The following is a 19,997-nucleotide window of genomic DNA, read 5'->3' as shown; positions in this document are numbered from 1 at the left end:
CGTTTGGCTGCGCTGCTCTCGGGGTGGATGTCAGGTGGCGCGTGCAGGAGGCTTTAGCGTGGTGCGTAGTGTTTAAGAGGATGATGCGTTTTGGTGCATTGCTGATTGCATGGCGCTGGCAGGAGGCAGTTCGCGGCTAAAGCCCCTCCCACAGCAGCCCCACCTTCGAGCACCCACATTTGCGGCTAAAGCTATCCCACAGGTGGGTGCCCGTGGGAGGGGCTTTAGCCGCGACAGAGGTTATTGCAGTTGCAGCTCAATCCGCCCACGGCTGATATCCGCCAGCAGCCGTTGCAGCTCGGCAACCCGTTGTGGTGGTACGGCCAGCTGTAAATCGGCGCCCGTTGCGTCGTAGCTTTCGGCTTGCAGCAGGCAATCCAGTTCGCTCAGGCGCGCCTTGAACAGCGGCAGTTCGGCGAACAGGCAATGGCAGCAGTAGTGGTCGCGGGCAATCAGTTCGCGGCGCTCGGCCGTTTGCAGGCATTTGTTGGCGCTGCCGCCGTAGGCGCGAGCCAGGCCGCCGGTGCCGAGTTGGATGCCGCCGTACCAGCGGATCACCAGTACCGCCACCTGATCCATATCCTGCGCCTCAATCGCTGCCAGTATCGGTCGGCCGGCGGTGCCACCGGGTTCACCGTCGTCACTGAAGCGGTACTGCTGGCCGACCTTCCAGGCCCAGCAGTTGTGGCTGGCGTTGGTATCGCTGTGCGCGGCGATAAACGCCTGCGCCTCAGCCGCGCTGGTAACCGGCGCGGCGAGGGTGATAAAGCGGCTTTTGCGAATCTCCTCGCGGTAGTCGCAAGGTGCGAGCAGGGTGAAGGGCATTAGGGTTTGTCGACGTTTCGGCGCGAACCGCGTTGCTGCGCCAAATGGTGCCAGGCTAGGCACGGGACGCAGATAATGGTCATTCCCTTGTCAAATTCCGTAACGACGCATGGCACCATTTGCCGCGCAACCCGCAGGGACGGGCCAGTTTCTGCGCGGCGCGTCGTTACTCGTCGTTCATTTGGAATAACCAAACTTCTCTCCTCGCGCCTAGCTCCGCGCAAAAACTGGCTCCGTCGCGGCCGTGACGAAGCGTCAACAGACCCTACTTCGGCGGGGTCAGGCCGCAGCCCTTGAGGATGATGCTGGTCAGTTGCTCTGCCGCTTCTTCGTAATCGGCTTTGACCAGGCGCGAGCGACCGGTGACGCGGCAGATCTGCGAGGCGAAGTCGGCGTAGTGCTGGGTGCTGCCCCACAGCAGGAAGATCAGGTGCACCGGGTCGACCGGGTCCATCTTGCCGGCGGCGCTCCAGGCCTCGAACACTGCGGCGCGGCCACGGAACCAGGCCTGGTAATCCTGATTGAGCATCTGCGACAGGTGCTCGCCGCCGCTGATCACTTCCATGGCATAGATGCGCGAGGCTTTTGGGTGGCGGCGAGAGAATTCCATCTTGGCGCGGATATAGCCGGCCAGCGCAGTGGCAGGGTCATCGTCTACGGTCAGGGTGTTGAAGGTGTTGTCCCACAGTTCGAGGATGTTCACCAGCACCGCCTGATACAACCCCAGCTTGTTGCTGAAGTAGTAATGCAAGTTGGCTTTCGGCAGCCCGACGTTCTGCGCGATGGTGTTCATGCTGGTGCCTTTGAAGCCGTGCTTGGCGAATTCTTCTTCGGCGGCCTGGATGATGGCTTCTTCGTTTTTCTGCCGAATACGCCCGGCAGGTTTGGCAGTCGGGTCGACACTGTGTGCGTGTATTTCAACAGTCATAAACGGTTCCGCAGTGGTCAGGTTTTTGGACGACAGCACTGATAACCCAGGGTTGCCGGGGAGGCAAGGGTAAGGGTCATAAAAATCGCTGTAAGCGCCATTTCGCGGGCGATTTGCACTGTATTTGTGCGTGTTTGGCGCTATCAGCAAGGCTGATGGATTTCAGCAAGCCGTGCCCTTAGGTTTGTTTCACGCTTCAGCCAGCGCTTCGAGAAAGCTCTCCAGCACCAGATGTGGGCGGCGGCCTTTGCGCGTGACCGAGGCCAGGCTGACGTCATAAAAGCGGCTGTCAGGTTTGAGTACGCGCAGGCGGCCCTGCTGCACCCAGGCCTGCGCATAGTGGTCGGGCAGGTAGCCGATATAGCGCCCGGTGAGAATCAAAAAAGCCATGCCTTCGCGGTCCGAGGCGCTGGCCGTGCAATTGAGCGCTTGGTAATGGCTCTGCACCTCGGGCGGCAGGCGGAAGGTCGGGGCGATGGCTTCCTGGCTGTCCAGTCGGCTGTCTTCCAGTTGCTGGTCATCGACGTAGAACAGCGGGTGGCCGACCGCGCAGTAAAGCAGTGAGCGCTCGTCGTACAGCGGCTGATAGTCCAACCCAGACAGCGCGCTAACCTGCGGCACCACCCCGATGTGCAGGCGGCCGTCGAGCACGCCTTGTTCCACTTCGCTGGGCGGCGTCATGCGGATATGGATATGCACGTCCGGGCCGCGTTCTTTCAGGCGCGCCAGGGCGTTGGTGATGCGCATGTGCTGCACCGTGACCAGGTTGTCGGTCAGGCCGATATTCAGCTCGCCGCGTAGGTGCTGGTGCAGGCCGTTGACCTCGGTGCGAAAGCTCTCCAGCGCCACCAGCAACTGTTGGGTGCTTTGGTACACCTCACGGCCTTCTTCGGTCAGGGCAAAACCGGCGCGACCGCGTTGGCACAGGCGCAAACCGAGGCGCTGTTCGAGGTCGCTCATCTGCTGGCTGATCGCCGAACGACCGATGCCCAGGGCGCTTTCCGCGGCGGAAAAACCGCCGCATTCCACCACGCTGCGAAACAGCTTGAGCAGGCGGATATCAAAGTCACTGACCTGGGCCAGCGGATCGGGGCGGCGAGCGCTCATTGTTTCATGCTCATTGTTTAGTGAGTGGTTAACTAAAGATATGAAGAGTCGTGTTTTCACGACTCTAAGCCCGTGGCACCTTTGCTGGCAACAGATTCGCTTTCTTGTAGGAGGGGCTTTAGCCGCGACAGCGTTTGAGTCTCGCGGCTAAAGCCCCTCCTACGGTATTTACATTGCTCAGTCGCTCATACGCGAGGCCATCATGAACATGCCGCAGACCGAAGTCCCGTCCTTGGCCAGCCAGCTCAAGCTGGATGCGCACTGGATGCCGTTTTCCGCTAACCGTAACTTCAAGCGCGACCCGCGTTTGATTGTCGGTGCAGACGGTAACCACTTTATCGACGACAAAGGTCGGCGCATCTTCGACAGCCTGTCCGGGCTGTGGACCTGCGGCGCAGGGCACAACCGCAAAGAAATTCAGGAGGCCGTGGCCAAGCAGTTGGGCACTCTCGATTACGCGCCAGGCTTTCAGTACGGCCATCCGCTGTCCTATCAGCTGGCTGAGAAAATCACCGAGCTGACCCCGGCCGGCCTCGATCATGTGTTCTACACCGACTCCGGCTCCGAGTGCGCCGACACCTCGGTGAAAATGGCCAAGGCTTACTGGCGTTTGAAGGGCCAGCCAAGCAAAACTAAATTTATCGGCCGCGCCCGTGGCTATCACGGCGTAAACATCGCCGGCACCTCGCTGGGCGGCATCGGCGGCAACCGCAAGATGTTCGGCCAGATGATGGATGCCGACCACCTGCCGCACACCCTGCAATCGCACCTGGCCTACACCAAGGGCATGGCCGAGACGGGCGGCGTCGAGCTGGCCAACGAACTGCTCAAACTGATCGAACTGCATGACGCCTCTAACATCGCTGCGGTAATCGTCGAGCCGATGGCGGGCTCTGCTGGCGTGCTGGTGCCGCCGGTTGGCTACCTGCAACGTCTGCGCGAGATCTGCACCCAGCACAGCATTCTGCTGATCTTCGACGAAGTGATCACCGCCTATGGCCGTATGGGCAAGTGGACCGGTGCCGAGTACTTCGGCGTGACGCCGGACATCATGAACACCGCCAAACAGGTCACCAACGGCGCGATTCCGATGGGCGCAGTCATCGCTTCCAGCGAGATATACAACACCTTTATGAACCAGGCGATCCCTGAGCACATGGTCGAGTTCGGCCATGGTTACACCTACTCGGGCCACCCGGTGGCTTGCGCCGCTGGCCTGGCAACCCTGGAGCTGCTCAAACGCGACAACCTGATCGAGCAATCGGCTGCTCTAGCGCCGATTTTTGAAGAGAAATTGCACGGCCTCAAAGGCAGCAAGCACATCGTCGATATCCGCAACTGCGGCCTGGCTGGTGCGCTGCAGATTACCCCGCGTGACGGCGATCCGGTTATCCGTCCGTTCGAGGCCGGCATGGCCTTGTGGAAGGCCGGCTTCTACGTACGCTTCGGCGGCGACACCCTGCAGTTCGGGCCAACCTTCAACACCAAACCTGAGCAGCTGGACTCCGTGTTCAACGCCGTCGGTGATGTGCTGAACAGCCTGGATTGATCCCTTTTTGTGGGAGGGGCTTCAGCCGCGACGTTGCAATGTCGCGGCTGAAGCCCCTCCCACGACAGAACCCTCTGGCGGCCAAACCGCCTTGCAGAATTTGCTAATGGAGTTTTTATGACCCTCGTTAATCACCTGATCCACGGCGAAATGACCGCCGGCACCGGCCGCACTGCAGACGTGTTCAACCCGTCCACCGGCCAAGTCAGCAAGCAAGTTGCCCTGGCCGACCGCGCCACCATGCAGCAGGCCATCGACTCGGCCAAGAGCGCCTTCCCGGCCTGGCGTAAAACCCCGCCCGCCAAGCGCGCTCAGGTGATGTTTCGCTTCAAGCAGCTGCTCGAAGATCACGAAGCGGCCATCTCCAAGCTGATCAGTGAAGAACACGGTAAAACCTTGGAAGACGCTGCCGGCGAACTTAAGCGCGGCATCGAAAACGTCGAATTCGCCTGTGGCGCACCGCAGATCCTCAAGGGTGAATACAGCCGCAATGTCGGCCCGAACATCGACGCCTGGAGCGACCTGCAGCCTATTGGCGTGGTCGCGGGCATCACCCCGTTCAACTTCCCGGCCATGGTGCCGCTGTGGATGTACCCGCTGGCCATCGTCTGCGGCAACTGCTTTATCTTGAAGCCGTCCGAGCGTGACCCAAGCTCCACCCTGTACATCGCCCAACTGCTGCAAGAGGCCGGCCTGCCTAAAGGCGTACTCAACGTGGTGCACGGCGACAAAGAAGCGGTGGATGCGCTGATCGAAGCGCCAGAAGTCAAAGCCCTGAGCTTTGTCGGCTCCACGCCGATTGCCGAATACATCTACAGCGAAGGCACCAAGCGCGGTAAGCGCGTACAGGCTTTGGGCGGCGCGAAGAACCACGCCGTGCTGATGCCCGATGCCGACTTGGACAACGCCGTCAGCGCACTGATGGGCGCGGCCTACGGTTCCTGCGGCGAGCGCTGCATGGCCATCTCGGTCGCCGTATGCGTGGGCGACCAGATTGCCGATGCGCTGATCGAGAAGCTCACCCCGCAAATCAAAGCACTGAAAATCGGTGCCGGCACCAACTGCGGCCTCGATATGGGCCCACTGGTTACCGCTGTCGCGCGTGACAAGGTCAAAGGTTATATCGATGCCGGTGTTGCCCAAGGCGCAAGCCTGGTAGTCGACGGCCGTGATCTGGTGGTTTCCGGCAACGAAAACGGCTACTTCGTCGGCGGCACCCTGTTCGACAGAGTCACGCCTGAGATGACCATCTACACCGATGAAATCTTCGGCCCCGTGCTGTGCATCGTTCGCGTCGGCAGCCTTGAAGCCGCTATGCAACTGATCAACGACCACGAGTACGGCAACGGCACCTGCATCTTCACCCGCGACGGCGAAGCGGCACACCTGTTCTGCGACGAAATCGAAGTCGGCATGGTCGGCGTCAACGTGCCGCTGCCCGTACCGGTTAGCTACCACAGCTTCGGCGGCTGGAAGCGCTCGCTGTTCGGCGACCTGCATGCTTACGGCCCAGACGGTGTGCGCTTCTACACCCGCAAAAAAGCCGTTACCCAGCGCTGGCCACAACGCGCCTCGCATGAAGCGGCGCAGTTTGCCTTCCCGAGTAATAACTAAGTAGCTGCCAAGGGGCTGGTCGCAAGAGCAGCCCCTTTTTTAGATGTGTATTACCCGTGGGAGGGGCTTTCGGCTCTGGCATCCTGCTTCGCTCTACCTCCTGCATCCATGCAGTCGTAGCCGCGAGCTGTTCGCGACCAATGCCCTCGGCGGATGCATTTTGTGGGAGCGGCTTCAGCCGCGATAACAGCCACACCCACACATCGCGGCTAAAGCCGCTCCCACAAGAGCCTGCAGTACGTAGGATGGGTTGAGCGCAGCGATACCCATCAAGCAGCACCGCTTTACGCAACAAACCAGCCGCGCGGGCGCGGCGTTGGTGCAGTGTCCGGCCTGGCCGGTTACGGCACCCCTTGGGTGAGCGGGTTCACGATTAGCGTGACCCGTAAGCCCGCTCTCCCAAGGGCAGCCCACTTCAACTATCTATGAAGAGGACTCCTTGCAATGAACAAACCCATGATTGGCTTACCGTTATGCCGCTGGCAGCTGACCGACCGTGATATCGGCTGGTTTCATCTGGTGGGCGAGAAGTACATCAGCGCCGTCACCGGCTTCGGTGCCTTTCCGCTGATGATTCCGGCTTTTGGCGATGACCTGGACATGGACACCGTGCTCGATAGCGTCAGCGGCATCATGTTCGGTGGCTCGCTGTCCAACGTGCACCCCAGCACCTATGGCGACGATCACCCAGGCTTGGGCCTTGCAGACAAACCGCGCGACGCCACTGTGTTACGGCTGATGCGCGCCTGTATCGAACGTGGCATTCCCTTTCTTGGCATCTGCCGGGGCGTGCAGGAACTCAACGTGCTGTACGGCGGCACCCTGCACCGCGAAGTGCACAACGTGCCTGGCCGGCTCGATCACCGTGAGGTGAAGGACGTACCGGACGATGTGGCCTACGGCCCGATCCATGACGTGAACCTGAGCGAAGGCGGCGTGCTGCACACACTGCTGGGTGAGCGGCAGATCAAGGTCAACTCACTGCATGGCCAGGGCATTGATCGCCTGGGTGAAGGTTTGCAGGTTGAGGCGGTGTGTGAGGATGGGCAGATTGAAGCCGTCAGCGTGATTGGCGCCAAGGCGTTTGCCGTTGGCGTGCAATGGCATCCTGAGTATCGCTATTGGGAGAAGACGGATTACAACGCGCTGCTGGGGGCGTTTCATCAGGCGGCGAGGGAGTATCAGGTGAAGAAGTTGGAGAAGAGTAGGGCGGTGGAGGTTGCTTGATTGGTGTAGTGATCTTGTAGCGTGAATAAAAAGGCCCGTCTAATAACGGGCCTTTTGGTTTTGTATTGGTCTAGTCGAGCTTGTGTGCTAGTTCAATTACGTTTCTATAATCTGAAAAAATATGCATTCTATCAATTACTGAGTTATATATGCTTTCCTTCCAGCCGTTGATGGTGCTTCCCATTCGTTGTCTTTGCTCTCGATTGTAGCTTATTAGTTCTAGATAGAATAATGCTATTTCGGTTAATGTTGTGTTGGATGATGTGAATGATATAGTTACTTGCTGTAGGTTTTTGAGTATTTCTGCACTTTTGGAAACTGGGTTGTCGGTTGAGTTCAGTGCTTGGTATAACTTTTCGTTAGAAGATTTTGCAAAAATTAGAAAAGCTACCCAGAAGAAATTAAATTCTTTTTCGTTAAGAAAGTCGCTGGTGCTTTTTATTTGTTTTATAAGTCGTATAGTGTCGCGTAGCTCTAGGTCGAAAAGTTTAGATAGGGCTGCGATTATGAGTGAGTTTTCACTATAGCCTTCAATTTCGCATGTGATAGTGTGAGTGTCTGGGTATGCTGCTTTTTGTGAGTTTCGATAATTCCTCTCTATTCTCCCTGATATGTTGACTCCTAGTTTTAATGATTCTATTTTCGGCATATTCTCAGAAATTACTCTGAATGTGTCTCTGTTGTCTAAACGGAACTCTGAGTCGAAAAATCTGGCTAGATATCTCTCGCTGTAAAATTGTTCTCCGTACACTGCTCGTATAGAGTGAGCTAGCTGCTTGGAGTCTGATGCAACTATGAATCGGCAGTCTTCCAGCTCAAAAAAGTGTTTTATTCTTTCAAGTAGTTCAATTGCATATGTGGGCCGGCATCGGTCTAATTCGTCAATGAAAATAAAAGCCGGGCTGCTTTTGCCTCTTTTTTCTGCAGCTTGAGATAGCGTTTCTGACACGGCTTCTTTGAAGGCGATGATGTTGTCTGATGTTTTTGATTGTTCTTCAATTAATTTACCTACCAATGATTCTGTGAGGTCGGAAACTTCATCGGAAGTATTGTCGCCTAGTAGTTGATCAATTTCTACGCCGAGAAATTTCTTCACCAATCCCTTCGCTATCAAGGGAGTAGCTTTTTTAATCAAGTTTGATCCTGCTGATATTATGGTTTTTCCAGCGTCTGTGGAGTTTAATGTCGTTGCGTCTTTAGTTTGTTGTTCAATGCAGGTGATCAGTGCTATCAGCGGTTCGCTGGAGAAGTCGTTAGCCCAGGAATCAAAAATTATGCATATATGGTTTTTGCTGAGTTCTTTTGCCCATCGGGATAGAAAAAATGATTTTCCTGAGCCCCAAGGTGAGTTGACGTTAAGTACTTTTATGTGAGAATTTGCTAGCAGGTATGTGGTTAGAAAGTCACTGCTTTTCTTTCTGTCCATATAGTCGTCATGCCAAATAGTTTCTTCTTCGGTTATCATTGTGTGCTCCTTGCCTTCTAATTTTATAATTGCAATTGTAGAGTCGAGCGTAGCGATACTCATAAATAATGGCTATCTAAAATCATCATTTATGCACTCTCCAACGTTTATGTTCGCACCCGCATCATCCGCCCAATTCCTCGGGTATAACCTTGCTCGCACATACCGGTGAAAAGACGGCCACGTGGTGCCAATGCTTGCGTGGGGTGTGCCTGGAGGTTGGTGTGCACTCAAAGCTTATGTGTTGCCCGGTCTAACGGTTCCGCCCTTACGGCGGCTCACTTTTGGCAGACGCCCCAAAAGTAAGCAAAAGGTCTTGCCCCTTGCATCCGGGTCTCGCTGCGCTCGACTTCCCTCGTTCCATCATTGCTCCAGGGGCCCGCCGCGAAGGGCCATCCCTGGCCCATCGCGGCTCTCGCGGCATCCATGCCGCTCAACCCCTTGCGCAACGATTCCACTCGGCCTCCTGATGGGGCGTTTGGCGGCGTCTGTGAGATCGTGAGGGAAAAGCATGGTGGGTTCACCCGCTCTAAAGGCTACGAACCGTAGGAGCGACCCATGGTCGCGACGTTTTTGCTTTTTGCTTTTTGCTTTTTGCTTTTTGCTTTTTGCTTTTTGCTTTTTACCTTTGCCGTCCACAAATCGCCCAGTCAACGCGGTCCCCGAATCCCGTCAGGAGGCCGAGCGCAGGTGCTGTGGAGAGGGGCGTTTGGCATGGATGCCAAACGAGGAACGATGGGCCAGGGATGGCCCACCGTGACGACCCTCGGAACAGTGCCGGAGCGAGGGAAGTCTGGCGAAGCCAGACCCGTATGCAGGGTGTGCTTTCTCTTTGGTTACTTTCTCTTTGCACAAGAAAAGAGAAAGTAACTCGCCGTAAGGGCGAAACCAGTAAGCAGAGCCAATACACCTGTGGCGGACTGCCTGCGGTCAATCATCGGAGGATTTACCGCGATAGTCGCTTTCGCGCTACCGCTGCGTCGTGGTGAGGCCAGCGCTGGCGCAGTCACCAGCCTTAACTATTCTCTACAAACGCCGATAGAGCGTATTACTGGTCAGCGAGAAGGCGATGTCCCATGAGAATCAAGTCCAAACTGTTGGTGAGCTTTCTGGTTGCAACCCTGATTCCGGTCTTGGTGGTGGCGCTGCTGACGATTCGCAATGTCACGGAGCAGGCCAAAGAGAACTTCCTGGTATCCAGCAGCCTGGATATGAAGCTGGTGAACAACAGCTTCGCCACCTTCTTTGATTCGGTGGGCTACACCGTTTCGGCTCTGGCGGAATATCCCGCAGTCAAAGATACCGAGAGTGGCCCGCTGACCACTTACTTCGGTGAGGCGCGCAAGCCTGGTCAGGTCGCTACTGCCAACGGTGGGCGCGAGAAGCAGATTTTCGATTACTACTCCAGCATCGGTAAGAGCAACCCCACCTTTGGCTACGTGTATATGAGTGATACCGAGGGCGGCTATGTGGAGTGGCCGGGCACCGGGGATTACGGTGACTGGGACCCGCGTAAGCGCGAGTGGTACCCCATTGGTAAAGACGCCAACTTCACCCTGGCGCGGCGCGACGGTTATTACTGGGAGCCGGATGACGCGGTGTATGTCTCGGTGCTCAAGGGCTTCAAGGACAACGCCGGGCAGTTTGCCGGGGTGGTCGCGGTGGACGTGTCGCTCAAGGCGCTGACGGATATGGCGCAGAAGGTGCGCTTCGGTGAAACCGGTTTTCTGATGCTGGCGGAGGGCAGTGGCACCTTGCTTGTGGATGGCCTGCAGCCGGAAAACAACTTCAAAAAAATCAGCGAGCTGCCCGGTGAGCACTTTGCGACCATCGGCAAGACCGAGAATGGCCTGGTCGAGGTGGAAATCGACGGCGTTGCCTACATGGCCAACGTCTACACCTCGCCGGAACTGGGCTGGAAGTTTGTCGGCTTCAAGCAGGCCGATGAGATTTACGCCAGCGCCCGTGAGCTGACCTGGATCACCCTGGTGGTGTGCATCGTGTTGGTGCTGGTATTCGCCGCGGCTGGGGTGATTATCGCTAACCGTATAGTCAACCCGATCAATCTGGTGAAAGACGGTCTGCGCACCATCGCTCAGGGTGAGGGTGACCTGACCCGCCGCCTGGACCTGCTCAGCAGCGATGAAACCGGCGAGCTGGCCAAGTGGTTCAATCAGTTTATCGAGTCGATCCAGGGCATGATTCGGGTGATCAAGGAAAACGCCATCAGCATGGATGGCGTTTCCAGTGAAACCAACAAGCGCACCACGGCGATGTCCGCCACGCTGCAGCGCCAGTTGAGCGCGGTTGAGCAGATTGTCACGGCGGTAACCGAGATGTCTTCGGCCGCCAATGAAGTGGCTAAAACCTGCGTGCAGACCGCCGATGTGTCGGAACAGGGGTTGGTGGCCACGCGCAATGGTAAAGAGGTGATTGCCCGCAGTACGTCCGGGGTTAACAAGCTGGGCAGCAGCATCCAGAACTCCAGCAAGGTGATTCAGGAGCTGGAGAAGGAAACGGTCAATATCAACAACATCCTCTCGACCATTCAGCAAATCGCCGAACAAACCAACCTGCTGGCGCTCAACGCGGCCATCGAAGCCGCCCGCGCGGGCGAGCAAGGGCGCGGCTTTGCGGTGGTGGCCGATGAAGTACGCAACCTGGCCAAACGCACCCAGGACTCCACCGAGCAGATCAACAACATCCTCAACTTGCTGGTTAATCGCATCAAGGAAGTGACGGTGAGCATGGACCAAAGCCTGGTCGAGTCGGGTAAGGCCATCGACCTGTCCGCCGAGGTGATGGCTGCCTTTGAAACGATTGAAAGCAAGGTGCATATGATCCGCGACATGACCATGCAAATTGCCACGGCTACTGAAGAACAGCATTTGGTGACTGAGGAAATTAACCAGAACATCGTCGCCATCAACGACGCGGTGACGCAGATATCGGTCCAAGCATCGGAAGTCGAGAGCTATGCCCAAGAGCAAAGTGGCTTGAGCAGCGAGCTGAAACAGTTGGTGATACGGTTCCGCACCGAGTAAGCGCGGGTTAACCCCCAGATAAAGCCCCGCAAATGCGGGGTTTTTTCTGCCTGCTATATCCGTGGCCGTGCGCAAACCCACTGGCTAATAGCTGGGCGAGTTAACAGAGCGCACCTGTCGCACATGACGTTGTTCTATCGCGCCCCGTATGATCGCCGGCTTATTTACTGTGCGGGTCAGAGAGGGCCTTACGGATGAAGCGATACCTGAATCAATGGAAGTTCTGGGTGCTCTGCGTGCTGCTGGGCAGTGTGTTGGGATGCGCTTCGCGTGGTGGCGATTATCCGGGCGGGGCGGCTGCTTCCGCGGAGGCTGCAGTGCCGGGTACACAGTTGCAAGGCAAGGCGGCTGGGCGACTATTGGTGTGGACGGCCAGCTTTACCTTGGAGGTGGTCGATGTTGATCAGGCCAAGGTACAGCTCAGCGAACGCATGTTGGCGTTGGGCGGTTATGTCGAGGAAGCCAGTGATTATGGCTACAGCAACCAGAGCCTGGTTTTTCGTGTACCCAAGGATGCTTTCGAGGTGGCCATGGGCAGCGTCGAGCAGAGCGGCACTGTGCTGCGGCGCCATGTTAAGGGTGAGGATGTTACCGAGCAGTACGTCGATGTGGAGACACGTCTGAACAATAACCGTGCGCTGCGTGATCGCCTTAAAGAGCTACTCGGCAAGGCCCGAGACGTGAAAGACATCCTGCAGATCGAGAGTGAGCTTAACCGCGTGCAGTCGGAAATCGACTCGATGGACGCGCGCATGCGCATCCTCAAAGATCAGATCCAGATGTCCACCCTGACCGTTGAGCTGCGTCAGCAGGTGCCGGCCAAGCCCGCCACTATCTATGGCCCGCTGGGTTATCTGTACAAGGGCGCCGAGTGGTTTGTCACCAAGCTGTTCATCATCCGCGAATAACCTGCGGAAAGGCTTCCTGCTGATTGTGTTGTGCACAGGGTTTTACAAAGGGTTGCCATCCTCACATGCGATGGCTGCCCTTAACCTGCACAAGGAAGCTGATCATGGATATCACTCCCGTTTCATCCTTCAATTCGTTGCCTCTTGCACGCCGGCTGGGCGGGCTGGCGCTGCTGTTGGCGCTGGCGCAGCCGGCTATGGCGGTAAATGTCGTTTACGACGGCTCATGCGCTAACGCGCCTGATCGTCTTGCGGTTGCCAATGCGGTGGCGCGCGCCACGACCTGGTCGAATGATGCCTACAACCTGGTAAACAACAATGAGCAGGCACTGCGCAATAACCCGCCGAGCCCTTATCTCACCTGGTTCGGCACCTTTGAGCAGGGCCGCTATCAGCGAGTGCGCAGTGTGCTGGATGGTGTGCGTTTCAAGCTCAGCTCAAACAGCACGCTGACCGCCTATTGCCGGGCCAATCCGGCTGTGCCTTGCAATAACCCTGGTTATGTCGCAGCCACTAATGCGCGCGTGCGAGGTGATTTTGATGTGTGGTTCTGCAATGCCTTCTTTGCGCTGCCTGCCAACGTCGGGTTCGATACCCAGGCCGGTAGCGTACTGCATGAGATGACCCACTCGATTGGTAATACCGAGGATATTCCTGGTGGTTATGGCCCAGCTAACGCGGCAAACCTTGCTACCAATACCCCGGCTCGTGCTGTCGATAACGCGGACAATTACGAGTTCTTTGTCGAGCAGCTTTACGATTGATTGCCACCGTCCTGCGCTGCGGATGCTGCCGCGGCGCAGGGCACCAGCGTTATGTTTCTTGCAAGTGATGCTGATAAAAAAAGCCCCGCAATTGCGGGGCTTTTTTTACCTGCGATAGCCATGGTCGTCGTGGTAGCGGTGTTTGTGGCCATGCCAGCGTTTGTGGCGCGGCCGTTCCTGCACGTAATACATCGGTGCTGGTTGGTAATAGACCGGCTGACGCTCGTAGTACACCCGTTGTGGCGGGTAATAGGCCGGTGGCGGCGGGTAGTACTCACGCGGTGGTGGGGCGTAGACCTGCACGGGGCGGCTTTGGCTGACGATAACGCCACCAATCACCGCGCCCACCACGGCTCCGGCAATCGTTGCGTCACGATTGGAGGCTTGCGCTGGAGCCTGGGCAAACAGCGCCAGGCTGGCCACCAGGCCGGTGATAAGGGGGATACGCGAAAGCATGATGGAAACTCCTCTGCAAACCGGTTTTTTCCGGCTTGTAGTTTCGACACCGAGTGTTGCGCAGCATTGCAGGGTGGAATGTAAAGCCTGTGTAAAACAGGGCGACGATGTGGGTTGAGCAAGCGCAGGGCAAATCGGCCAAAGCGCTACTGCCTGTTTATGCCCGGCTGGGGAGGGTAGCGCTTAAGTAAAAGGCCGCTCAATTGTGCTGCCGGAGGAAATATTTGGCAGTATCAGCAGGCTGGTGGAGCAAACAACAATTCAATCCACCGCCTTTGCTTCTGTACGTCAGACCTAGCAGACCGTTGAAAAGCGCAGCTGGCTTTGCAACTGCCTGCGAGGCCTGGAGCCGGACGCGGAGAAGCCCCCTCATTCAAGGAGTCGCTTATGTTGAGCCGCAAAGGATTTCTGCTTGCCACCGCCGCTGGGCTGTTGGCCTGTCACGTGCAAGCCGCTGATGTCACGGTCAAGCTGGGCAGCACGGAACGTGTTACCCGGTTATTTGCTTATCCCAACAACTGCAATGTGATCTGCTATCGCGATTGGACGCTGGAGCAGACCGCCGAGCACTACCTGAGCCAGAGCTTGCAACGCGATGGTTACGACACCGCCAAGGTCACCGTGCACCGCGAGCAGCACGACCTGTACGCCAAATTCACCGAGGTGCCCGAGGGCTACGGCAAGCCGCTCGAACAGCTGCTGAAGACTGGAGAGCTGGCCTATGCGGGCGCCAAACTGCTCAATAAGGATGGCAAGTGGCAATACAACTGGTCGTTGTTCCTACCGCTGGGCATGGCGCTGGATAACCGCAAGAGCGTTGAGTTGTTGCACTTTCCACCGGATTACTCGCTAACCCAGGCGCAGGACTATCTAGAGTCGAGCACCACGAATCGCTGGGCTGAGCTGCTTACCCAGAACGGCATCAGTGCGGCGCAGACGCCGGCCTTCCAGACCATTATCGATATTGCACCGATTGCCGCGCCTGCCGACGCCGGTAGCGCGCTTGAAGGTGTTTACAGCTATTTCAACGCCTACCAGACGCAGATGGTGATGCAGCTGACCGCTGGTGAAGGCGGCCAAACGCTGCCCATGGTGGCCTTTGGTAGCCCGGTGCGCAGCTGGGTTAATCAGCAGTACGGGGTCTCTGTCGATGTGCTCGGGCTGGCGCAAATCAGCCCGGTTGCTGGGCAGCAAGTGGCCGTACTTGGCGCCAACCACCCCAGCTACATCTGGTACGCCGCTGACCCGGAAAACTATAACGGCGATCAGCAGAAGGCCGATGCTGCCGGCCTCAAGGTCATGGGGCAGGATCTCAGTGCCGCTTGCTGGCAGGCCCGTATGGGCGAGCAACCCAATCAGGATGCGAGCCCGGTTTTGAGCGCCTGCAGCGAGAAATGGCAGGTCACTGAAAAGCTGCAAACCTGCGAGCTGTTCTACACCTCGGTGCGCAGCCTGACTCCTGAAGCCGCGCAGGCCAAATGCACACCGGCGAGTAGCTAAGTACCTCGGCCAAAGCTCACTGCTGTGAGCTTTGGCCGCAGGCTGCGAAACAACAGGTTTGCTGCGCTCATCTTGTCGGTGTTTGCGAGATTGCCCGGTAAGCTTACGGCCACCCAGCAACTGCTAGCGGCCACGGACTTCTTATGCTCACCCTCGACTGGCTCCGCCATCACCCCGAACACACTGAGCAATTGGCTGAGTGGCTTTACCAGCAATTTCCCTATGAGTTCAGCGAGCAAAGCCTGCTCGACTGGCAGGCTGAGTTCGTTGCTGGTCAGCACAATGGTGACTGGGAGATGTTGGTTGCCCTTGACCATGGTCAGCTATTGGGCTGCGCCGGTTTGGCGAAGGATGACTTACCGCTGCGAGCCGAACTGGGGCCTTGGCTGGCATGTGTTTATGTGCGCCCGGAGGCCCGCGGCCAGGGCCTGGCCGAGCGGTTGGTTGAGCGCATCTGTGCCACCGCCCGCGAGCGCGGCCACGCGAGGCTCTATCTGCACACCTACGACCGCGCGGATTATTACGCCCGGCGTGGTTGGGCGTTGCTGGAGCGCTTCCAGGCCTGGGGTAACCCTCAGCATCTGATGTGTCGCCAGCTTTAGCAGGCGGTTGAACCCACCTGCGTTGCCATCATGGTGTCCCAGTTTGTCCGGTACGTTCGCTCGCGCTAAGGAGTGGAGGGTGTTTCATTGCCAGCTGGAGCCTCTGGCGCATCAGGTGTTACCGCTGGAACCTGGTTTTGCGCGGCTAGATAGGCTTGTAACTTGGCCATCTGATCGTTTTTCAATTGGACCAAACGCTGCAGTTTGTCGAGTTGACTCTGCAGATCGGCAATACGGCTTTTCATTTCAGCGTTTTCACGATTGGTCGAATCGAGGCTTTCCTGGGTGACTGCCAGCTGATCAAGCAGGGCTTTGTTGTTTGCCTTGCCTTTATCACTGCCGGCGCCCGCCTTGTCGCTGCCGTCCGAAACCAGTTTCAGGTTGTCGCTGCGTTCAATTTTGGCCGGCACTGTTGCTGCGCTGCTGCGCTTGCTGGCATCCAGCTGACGGGCGCTGGCGGCCACACTACGGCCCTCACGCCATGCTGCGGTCTGCTCGTTAACCTGAGCGATGGCGGCGCTTTGCGTGCGGCTGTTGATCTGTTGTGCATCAGGTAGGCGCAATACTTGCCCGCTTTTCATGCGGTTGATGTTGTTATCGATAAAGGCCTGCGGATTGAGCTCCTGGATCGCCAGCATGGCCTGATGCACGCTGCCGCCAGAACGCGCACGGTTAGCAATGTCCCAGAGGTTATCGTTGGCGGTGGTCTTGTACTCATTGCCTGCCAGTGGTGTGGCGGCAGCAGTGCCGGCTGATGCTGGCTGAGTTGTAGGCGCCGCTGGACGCGCTGCCGGCGGCTGTGCACGTGGCGCCGAAGAGGCGGCGGTTACCGGCCGTTGCACTGCAGCAGGGATAACGCTTTGCGCGGTATAGAGCGGCGGGTCCAGCAGCAGGGTGTATTCACGCTGCAAACGGCCATTTGGCCAGAGCACCTGCACCAAGAAGTTCAGGTAAGGCTCGCGCATCGGTTTATTCGAGGTCACCCGGATAACGCTTTTACCATTGGCTTTGAGCACCGGGGTGAATTTCAGGTCGGTCAGGAAGAACTGACGATCAATCCCGGCTTTATTGAATGCTTCTGGGGATGCCAGGGTCGGGATCACTTCATTGGCGTCCAGGTCGCGGCCTTCCAGCAGCTCAATCTCAGCCACCAATGGCTGATTGAGCGCCGACTGCAGCGTCACTTCACCCAGCCCTAGCGCGTGCGCCATGCCGGATGACAGCGCCGAAGCCGCTGCAATTGCCAGCACCAGTTTACGAACCCGAGCCATAGCGTTATCCCTTGTGTTATCTGTTTATCGACCCGTGAGAGGGCCTTGAATCGGATGCTGTTTTATTCGCAGGGGGCCTGCTCAACACTCAATTCGGCCAGCATTGGCCGCGTCAAAAGCGCTGGGATCTTATGGCGTTGCGCCGATTAATTGTGTTGATCAGCTAGCAAAACGCTCAAGAGTTTCGCCCTGAATTGCCGTAAATGCGGCCTCCGTCGCGCGTGCAACATTCGCCTGCGGGTGCGGGACTTGGTTCGGCTGGGGCTGGAGTAGCGTGGCTGCGGTGCCGTCAGGTGTTCCTGACAGCATCCTGTTGGGGCGTTAGCCGTTCTGTGCGTCTCGGCGGCATTGCGCCTGCAGGTCAGCCCAGCCTTCGGTACCGAGGTTTTCCAGGGTCTGAATATTGGCTTCGAAAATCGCCTCCGGGTCTGGGAAGGCGGCCACGGCGCGGTCGATGCTGGCTTCGCGGAGAATGTGCAGGGTTGGGTAAGGCGAGCGGTTGGTGGCGTTGCTGACATCGTTGACGCCGGTGTCGGCAAACTGGAACTGCGGATGGAAGCTGGCTACTTGCAGGGTGCCGGCATAACCGAGGTCATCGAGGGTGTCGTCCACTAGGCCGAGAAAATCATTGAAGTCGAGAAAGTCGGTAAGTGCAGCGGGGTGGATCAGCAACGTGGTGTCGGTTTCATTCGGCGCGCAGTTGGCCAGCGCGTGCAGCTCATCGATCAAGGCGCTGAGTAGCTCTTTCGGCTCGGCACTGGCGCACACCGCATAGCGCACTTGCCCTTTGACCTGCACGGCCTTGGCGAACGGGCAGAGGTTCAGGCCGATCACCGCGCGATCAACCCAGGCGCGGGTTTCGGCAATGGCGTGGGCGGCGCTCGGAAAGGTGGTGCTGGGCATAGAACAATACTCGGGCTGGCGTGGCGTGAAGTTTAGCGCCAATAGAGGTGTGAAGGCTTTCAGGCTTAACCGCTGTTACGGGACGGGTTGCCGGCGCGGCGTTGTGGGGTGCAGTTACCGGGGTCGAGAGCGCCGACGTAAGGATTACCGTGGCCCATCACGCAGCCGACCTGCTGATTGCGCCAGCGCTCCCATTCGCTCACCGGGTATTGCCGGCTCCAGGCTTCATAGGTACGTCGGTCCAGTTTGGATAAGCGCAGCTGGTAGCGCTCGGCCATATACAGATAGATGCGCGCCGATGCACCGCGAGCGTGAGCCGGTGGCATGGCGGTTTTCGCCTTGAAGTTGACCACCATCGGACAGCTTCCGTACTGCGAGGGTTTTTCGCTGAGCATGCCGAGGGCGTAGTTGGAGCGGTCGCCATTTACTTCGCCAATGCTGGGTACCAGGTTGTGCAAGTCGGCTTCGGCAGCTTTGAAACTGGCGTCGTTGCGTGCGCAGTTTTTGCGGCCGCCGTTCTGCCAGCACTGACGCTGATGGCCAATTACCCAGGCTGGCACCACATGTTCCCATTCCAGACGCTGAGCGCGGCGCAGCTGTTTGCGCGGGCTATAGCCGCAGCTGCCGAGGTCGACCCGGTTACCGCTGTAGGCGCATTGGCAATAGAAGGTGTTGGGCCGTTCGGCATACAACCGCCAGGCGATTTTCTTGGCGGCGCTAAAGGTTTTTGGTGCATCGGCGAAGGCTGGCAGGGTAACCAGCAGGCAAAGCAGGACAAACAGACGCGGCATGGGGCGCTCGACAGCCAAAAAGCTGCGGATCATACCGATTAAAGCGCTCTGCGACGGGCATTTTGACGATGCGCTGATCAGCGGTTGGCAATCTTTTGCGTGTGCTGCGGTCTGTTGGCAGTCCACCTGAGCTTATGCAGCTAGGTGCTTGATTGTGCTGAAAGTCATGTATTGGAGGAGGAAAACTGGCCAATCTGGATTTTGTTGCTAGCGTTACCCCATCACACCACAGCGAACGACCTTCTCTGATGAGTACTGAGCAGCTTATGCAATGGCTGAGTAACCGTCCCAGCTGGCTGGGCGGCAGCGCCGTGTCGATGTGGCAGTTGCCTGTGCTGGTCACGTTGTTATTGGCCGTGAGTGGCTGCTCAACGCGGCAAGATCATCAAACCATTATCAGTAACCAAAGCGCGATTAAGCCCACCGAGTTCTTCCAGAGCCACGCTGACCGCATGGCCACACTCGGCATGCGTAACAACCTCAACAGCCTCTACCGTCTGATGGACAAGCTGTACCTGCGCAACCCACGTGAGTGGCGTAAAACCGGGTTAACTGATGTAGAGGCTGTGAAACGTGGCGTGCACCGCGCCATTGAGCTAGACCAACCACTGCCGCAACTGGGGGGACGCACCGATGTCGCAGCCCTCGGCTATGCCTTGAGCGCGGAGTACCAGGGCGACCGTGTTGGAGCGTTTATCTATTCGCTAGCGAGTATGTTGATCACCGCGCATGGCGGCCGTACCGAGTACTACCTGAGCGATACGCTTGACCCGCAGTTTATTCACAACGCCGCGCGTAACGTCGAGAAAGCCAGTTGGATGCTCGCCCAGCGCACGGACGCCGGTGGCAAGCCTTGGCTGTTGTCTAACGAGATTTCGGCCGAGGGGCGTAACCTCAGTTATGCCGTGGAGTTTGGCAAGATCGTCGCGCGCTTGGATTTGCTCACCGATGTGTTGGATGAGCGTTACCGGCGCATGGGTGTGAGTTATGCCCAAGGGCTGCTATTTATGAACTTCCTGCCCGTTCAGTAAGTACCGCCGCTT

Annotated in this window: 16 protein-coding genes and 3 pseudogenes; 11 read left to right on the top strand and 8 right to left on the bottom strand. The window is 57.7% G+C overall.

The window, feature by feature from the left end; translation table 11 throughout:
- Nucleotides 1–240 precede the first annotated feature (240 nt).
- The 3 genes from D8779_RS15380 to D8779_RS15370 all read right to left on the bottom strand — a co-directional run bounded on the left by D8779_RS15380 (nt 241) and on the right by D8779_RS15370 (nt 2,860).
- Nucleotides 241–825: an IMPACT family protein gene (locus D8779_RS15380; RefSeq protein WP_136665367.1), complete on the bottom strand. Its 585-nt coding sequence runs from the start codon at nt 823–825 to the stop codon at nt 241–243.
- A 265-nt stretch (nt 826–1,090) separates the two neighbouring features.
- The gene (locus D8779_RS15375) at nt 1,091–1,753 is read right to left on the bottom strand and encodes a TetR/AcrR family transcriptional regulator (protein ID WP_136665366.1); all 663 of its coding nucleotides are present in this window, start codon (nt 1,751–1,753) and stop codon (nt 1,091–1,093) included.
- A 189-nt stretch (nt 1,754–1,942) separates the two neighbouring features.
- The gene (locus D8779_RS15370; RefSeq protein ID WP_136665365.1) at nt 1,943–2,860 is read right to left on the bottom strand and encodes a LysR family transcriptional regulator; all 918 of its coding nucleotides are present in this window, start codon (nt 2,858–2,860) and stop codon (nt 1,943–1,945) included.
- A 202-nt stretch (nt 2,861–3,062) separates the two neighbouring features.
- Between D8779_RS15370 and aptA the strand changes: the two genes are divergently transcribed.
- From aptA to D8779_RS15355, 3 genes are all read left to right on the top strand, one after another.
- Nucleotides 3,063–4,409, top strand: a complete 1,347-nt coding sequence (aptA, locus tag D8779_RS15365) for an omega-aminotransferase AptA (RefSeq protein WP_136665364.1) — start codon at nt 3,063–3,065, stop codon at nt 4,407–4,409.
- A gap of 117 nt (nt 4,410–4,526) precedes the next feature.
- Nucleotides 4,527–6,023 carry a CoA-acylating methylmalonate-semialdehyde dehydrogenase gene (locus D8779_RS15360; RefSeq protein WP_136665363.1) on the top strand — a complete coding sequence of 499 codons (1,497 nt, stop codon included), beginning with the start codon at nt 4,527–4,529 and terminating at the stop codon, nt 6,021–6,023.
- Nucleotides 6,024–6,467: 444 nt separating this feature from the next.
- Nucleotides 6,468–7,250 (top strand): gamma-glutamyl-gamma-aminobutyrate hydrolase family protein, encoded by a 783-nt coding sequence (locus D8779_RS15355; protein ID WP_136665362.1) that lies wholly within the window; start codon nt 6,468–6,470, stop codon nt 7,248–7,250.
- 70 nt (nt 7,251–7,320) lie between these two features.
- Here D8779_RS15355 and D8779_RS15350 read toward each other — a convergent pair whose 3' ends face one another.
- Nucleotides 7,321–8,715, bottom strand: a complete 1,395-nt coding sequence (locus D8779_RS15350; protein WP_167492587.1) for a KAP family P-loop NTPase fold protein — start codon at nt 8,713–8,715, stop codon at nt 7,321–7,323.
- 558 nt (nt 8,716–9,273) lie between these two features.
- Between D8779_RS15350 and D8779_RS20565 the strand changes: the two genes are divergently transcribed.
- The 5 genes and pseudogenes from D8779_RS20565 to D8779_RS15335 all read left to right on the top strand — a co-directional run bounded on the left by D8779_RS20565 (nt 9,274) and on the right by D8779_RS15335 (nt 13,431).
- Entirely contained in the window at nt 9,274–9,585 is a 312-nt protein-coding gene (locus tag D8779_RS20565; protein WP_167492582.1) for a hypothetical protein, read from the top strand.
- A 206-nt stretch (nt 9,586–9,791) separates the two neighbouring features.
- A pseudogene (locus D8779_RS21155) lies at nt 9,792–10,850 on the top strand (cache domain-containing protein); the annotation flags it as partial.
- 63 nt (nt 10,851–10,913) lie between these two features.
- Nucleotides 10,914–11,759 (top strand): methyl-accepting chemotaxis protein, encoded by an 846-nt coding sequence (locus D8779_RS21150; protein ID WP_420875611.1) that lies wholly within the window; start codon nt 10,914–10,916, stop codon nt 11,757–11,759.
- Between the two features lie 194 nt (nt 11,760–11,953).
- Nucleotides 11,954–12,667 (top strand): DUF4349 domain-containing protein, encoded by a 714-nt coding sequence (locus tag D8779_RS15340; RefSeq protein ID WP_136665359.1) that lies wholly within the window; start codon nt 11,954–11,956, stop codon nt 12,665–12,667.
- 104 nt (nt 12,668–12,771) lie between these two features.
- Nucleotides 12,772–13,431, top strand: a complete 660-nt coding sequence (locus D8779_RS15335) for a M35 family metallo-endopeptidase (protein ID WP_136665358.1) — start codon at nt 12,772–12,774, stop codon at nt 13,429–13,431.
- 105 nt (nt 13,432–13,536) lie between these two features.
- Here D8779_RS15335 and D8779_RS15330 read toward each other — a convergent pair whose 3' ends face one another.
- Complete coding sequence (locus tag D8779_RS15330) at nt 13,537–13,887, bottom strand: hypothetical protein (RefSeq protein ID WP_205895829.1); 351 nt, start codon at nt 13,885–13,887, stop codon at nt 13,537–13,539.
- 387 nt (nt 13,888–14,274) lie between these two features.
- Here D8779_RS15330 and D8779_RS15325 point away from each other — a divergent pair.
- Together D8779_RS15325 and D8779_RS15320 are read left to right on the top strand one after the other, a co-directional pair.
- A pseudogene (locus tag D8779_RS15325) lies at nt 14,275–15,378 on the top strand (hypothetical protein); the annotation flags it as partial.
- Nucleotides 15,379–15,530: 152 nt separating this feature from the next.
- Nucleotides 15,531–15,989 (top strand): GNAT family N-acetyltransferase, encoded by a 459-nt coding sequence (locus D8779_RS15320; RefSeq protein WP_136665357.1) that lies wholly within the window; start codon nt 15,531–15,533, stop codon nt 15,987–15,989.
- Nucleotides 15,990–16,057: 68 nt separating this feature from the next.
- On the opposite strand, the pseudogene D8779_RS15315 reads toward D8779_RS15320, so the two are convergent.
- From D8779_RS15315 to D8779_RS15305, 3 genes and pseudogenes are all read right to left on the bottom strand, one after another.
- Nucleotides 16,058–17,260, bottom strand: a pseudogene (locus D8779_RS15315) (type IV pilus assembly protein FimV); the annotation flags it as partial.
- Between the two features lie 321 nt (nt 17,261–17,581).
- A complete protein-coding gene (locus D8779_RS15310; protein ID WP_136665355.1) occupies nt 17,582–18,163 on the bottom strand; it encodes a DUF1415 domain-containing protein in 582 nt (193 codons plus the stop codon).
- 65 nt (nt 18,164–18,228) lie between these two features.
- Entirely contained in the window at nt 18,229–18,954 is a 726-nt protein-coding gene (locus tag D8779_RS15305) for an endonuclease (protein WP_136665354.1), read from the bottom strand.
- A 317-nt stretch (nt 18,955–19,271) separates the two neighbouring features.
- Here D8779_RS15305 and D8779_RS15300 point away from each other — a divergent pair, with 317 nt between their 5' ends.
- A complete protein-coding gene (locus D8779_RS15300) occupies nt 19,272–19,985 on the top strand; it encodes a hypothetical protein (protein WP_136665603.1) in 714 nt (237 codons plus the stop codon).
- The last annotated feature ends 12 nt before the right edge of the window (nt 19,986–19,997 follow it).

The organism is Pseudomonas leptonychotis (genome assembly GCF_004920405.1).
GTDB classification, from domain to species: Bacteria; Pseudomonadota; Gammaproteobacteria; order Pseudomonadales; family Pseudomonadaceae; genus Aquipseudomonas; species Aquipseudomonas leptonychotis.
This window is presented reverse-complemented; position numbering and strand designations above follow the sequence as displayed.

What these genes read in the sequence shown, in the direction of transcription:
- D8779_RS15320 (WP_136665357.1), top strand. Translation starts at nt 15,531, where the DNA reads ATGCTCACCCTCGACTGGCTCCGCCATCACCCCGAACACACTGAGCAA.
- D8779_RS15370 (WP_136665365.1), bottom strand. Translation starts at nt 2,860, where the DNA reads ATGAGCGCTCGCCGCCCCGATCCGCTGGCCCAGGTCAGTGACTTTGAT.
- D8779_RS15350 (WP_167492587.1), bottom strand. Translation starts at nt 8,715, where the DNA reads ATGATAACCGAAGAAGAAACTATTTGGCATGACGACTATATGGACAGA.
- D8779_RS15335 (WP_136665358.1), top strand. Translation starts at nt 12,772, where the DNA reads ATGGATATCACTCCCGTTTCATCCTTCAATTCGTTGCCTCTTGCACGC.
- D8779_RS20565 (WP_167492582.1), top strand. Translation starts at nt 9,274, where the DNA reads ATGGTCGCGACGTTTTTGCTTTTTGCTTTTTGCTTTTTGCTTTTTGCT.
- D8779_RS15375 (WP_136665366.1), bottom strand. Translation starts at nt 1,753, where the DNA reads ATGACTGTTGAAATACACGCACACAGTGTCGACCCGACTGCCAAACCT.
- D8779_RS15360 (WP_136665363.1), top strand. Translation starts at nt 4,527, where the DNA reads ATGACCCTCGTTAATCACCTGATCCACGGCGAAATGACCGCCGGCACC.
- D8779_RS15330 (WP_205895829.1), bottom strand. Translation starts at nt 13,887, where the DNA reads ATGCTTTCGCGTATCCCCCTTATCACCGGCCTGGTGGCCAGCCTGGCG.
- D8779_RS15305 (WP_136665354.1), bottom strand. Translation starts at nt 18,954, where the DNA reads ATGCCGCGTCTGTTTGTCCTGCTTTGCCTGCTGGTTACCCTGCCAGCC.
- D8779_RS15300 (WP_136665603.1), top strand. Translation starts at nt 19,272, where the DNA reads ATGTGGCAGTTGCCTGTGCTGGTCACGTTGTTATTGGCCGTGAGTGGC.
- aptA (WP_136665364.1), top strand. Translation starts at nt 3,063, where the DNA reads ATGAACATGCCGCAGACCGAAGTCCCGTCCTTGGCCAGCCAGCTCAAG.
- D8779_RS15340 (WP_136665359.1), top strand. Translation starts at nt 11,954, where the DNA reads ATGAAGCGATACCTGAATCAATGGAAGTTCTGGGTGCTCTGCGTGCTG.
- D8779_RS15355 (WP_136665362.1), top strand. Translation starts at nt 6,468, where the DNA reads ATGAACAAACCCATGATTGGCTTACCGTTATGCCGCTGGCAGCTGACC.
- D8779_RS21150 (WP_420875611.1), top strand. Translation starts at nt 10,914, where the DNA reads ATGATTCGGGTGATCAAGGAAAACGCCATCAGCATGGATGGCGTTTCC.
- D8779_RS15380 (WP_136665367.1), bottom strand. Translation starts at nt 825, where the DNA reads ATGCCCTTCACCCTGCTCGCACCTTGCGACTACCGCGAGGAGATTCGC.
- D8779_RS15310 (WP_136665355.1), bottom strand. Translation starts at nt 18,163, where the DNA reads ATGCCCAGCACCACCTTTCCGAGCGCCGCCCACGCCATTGCCGAAACC.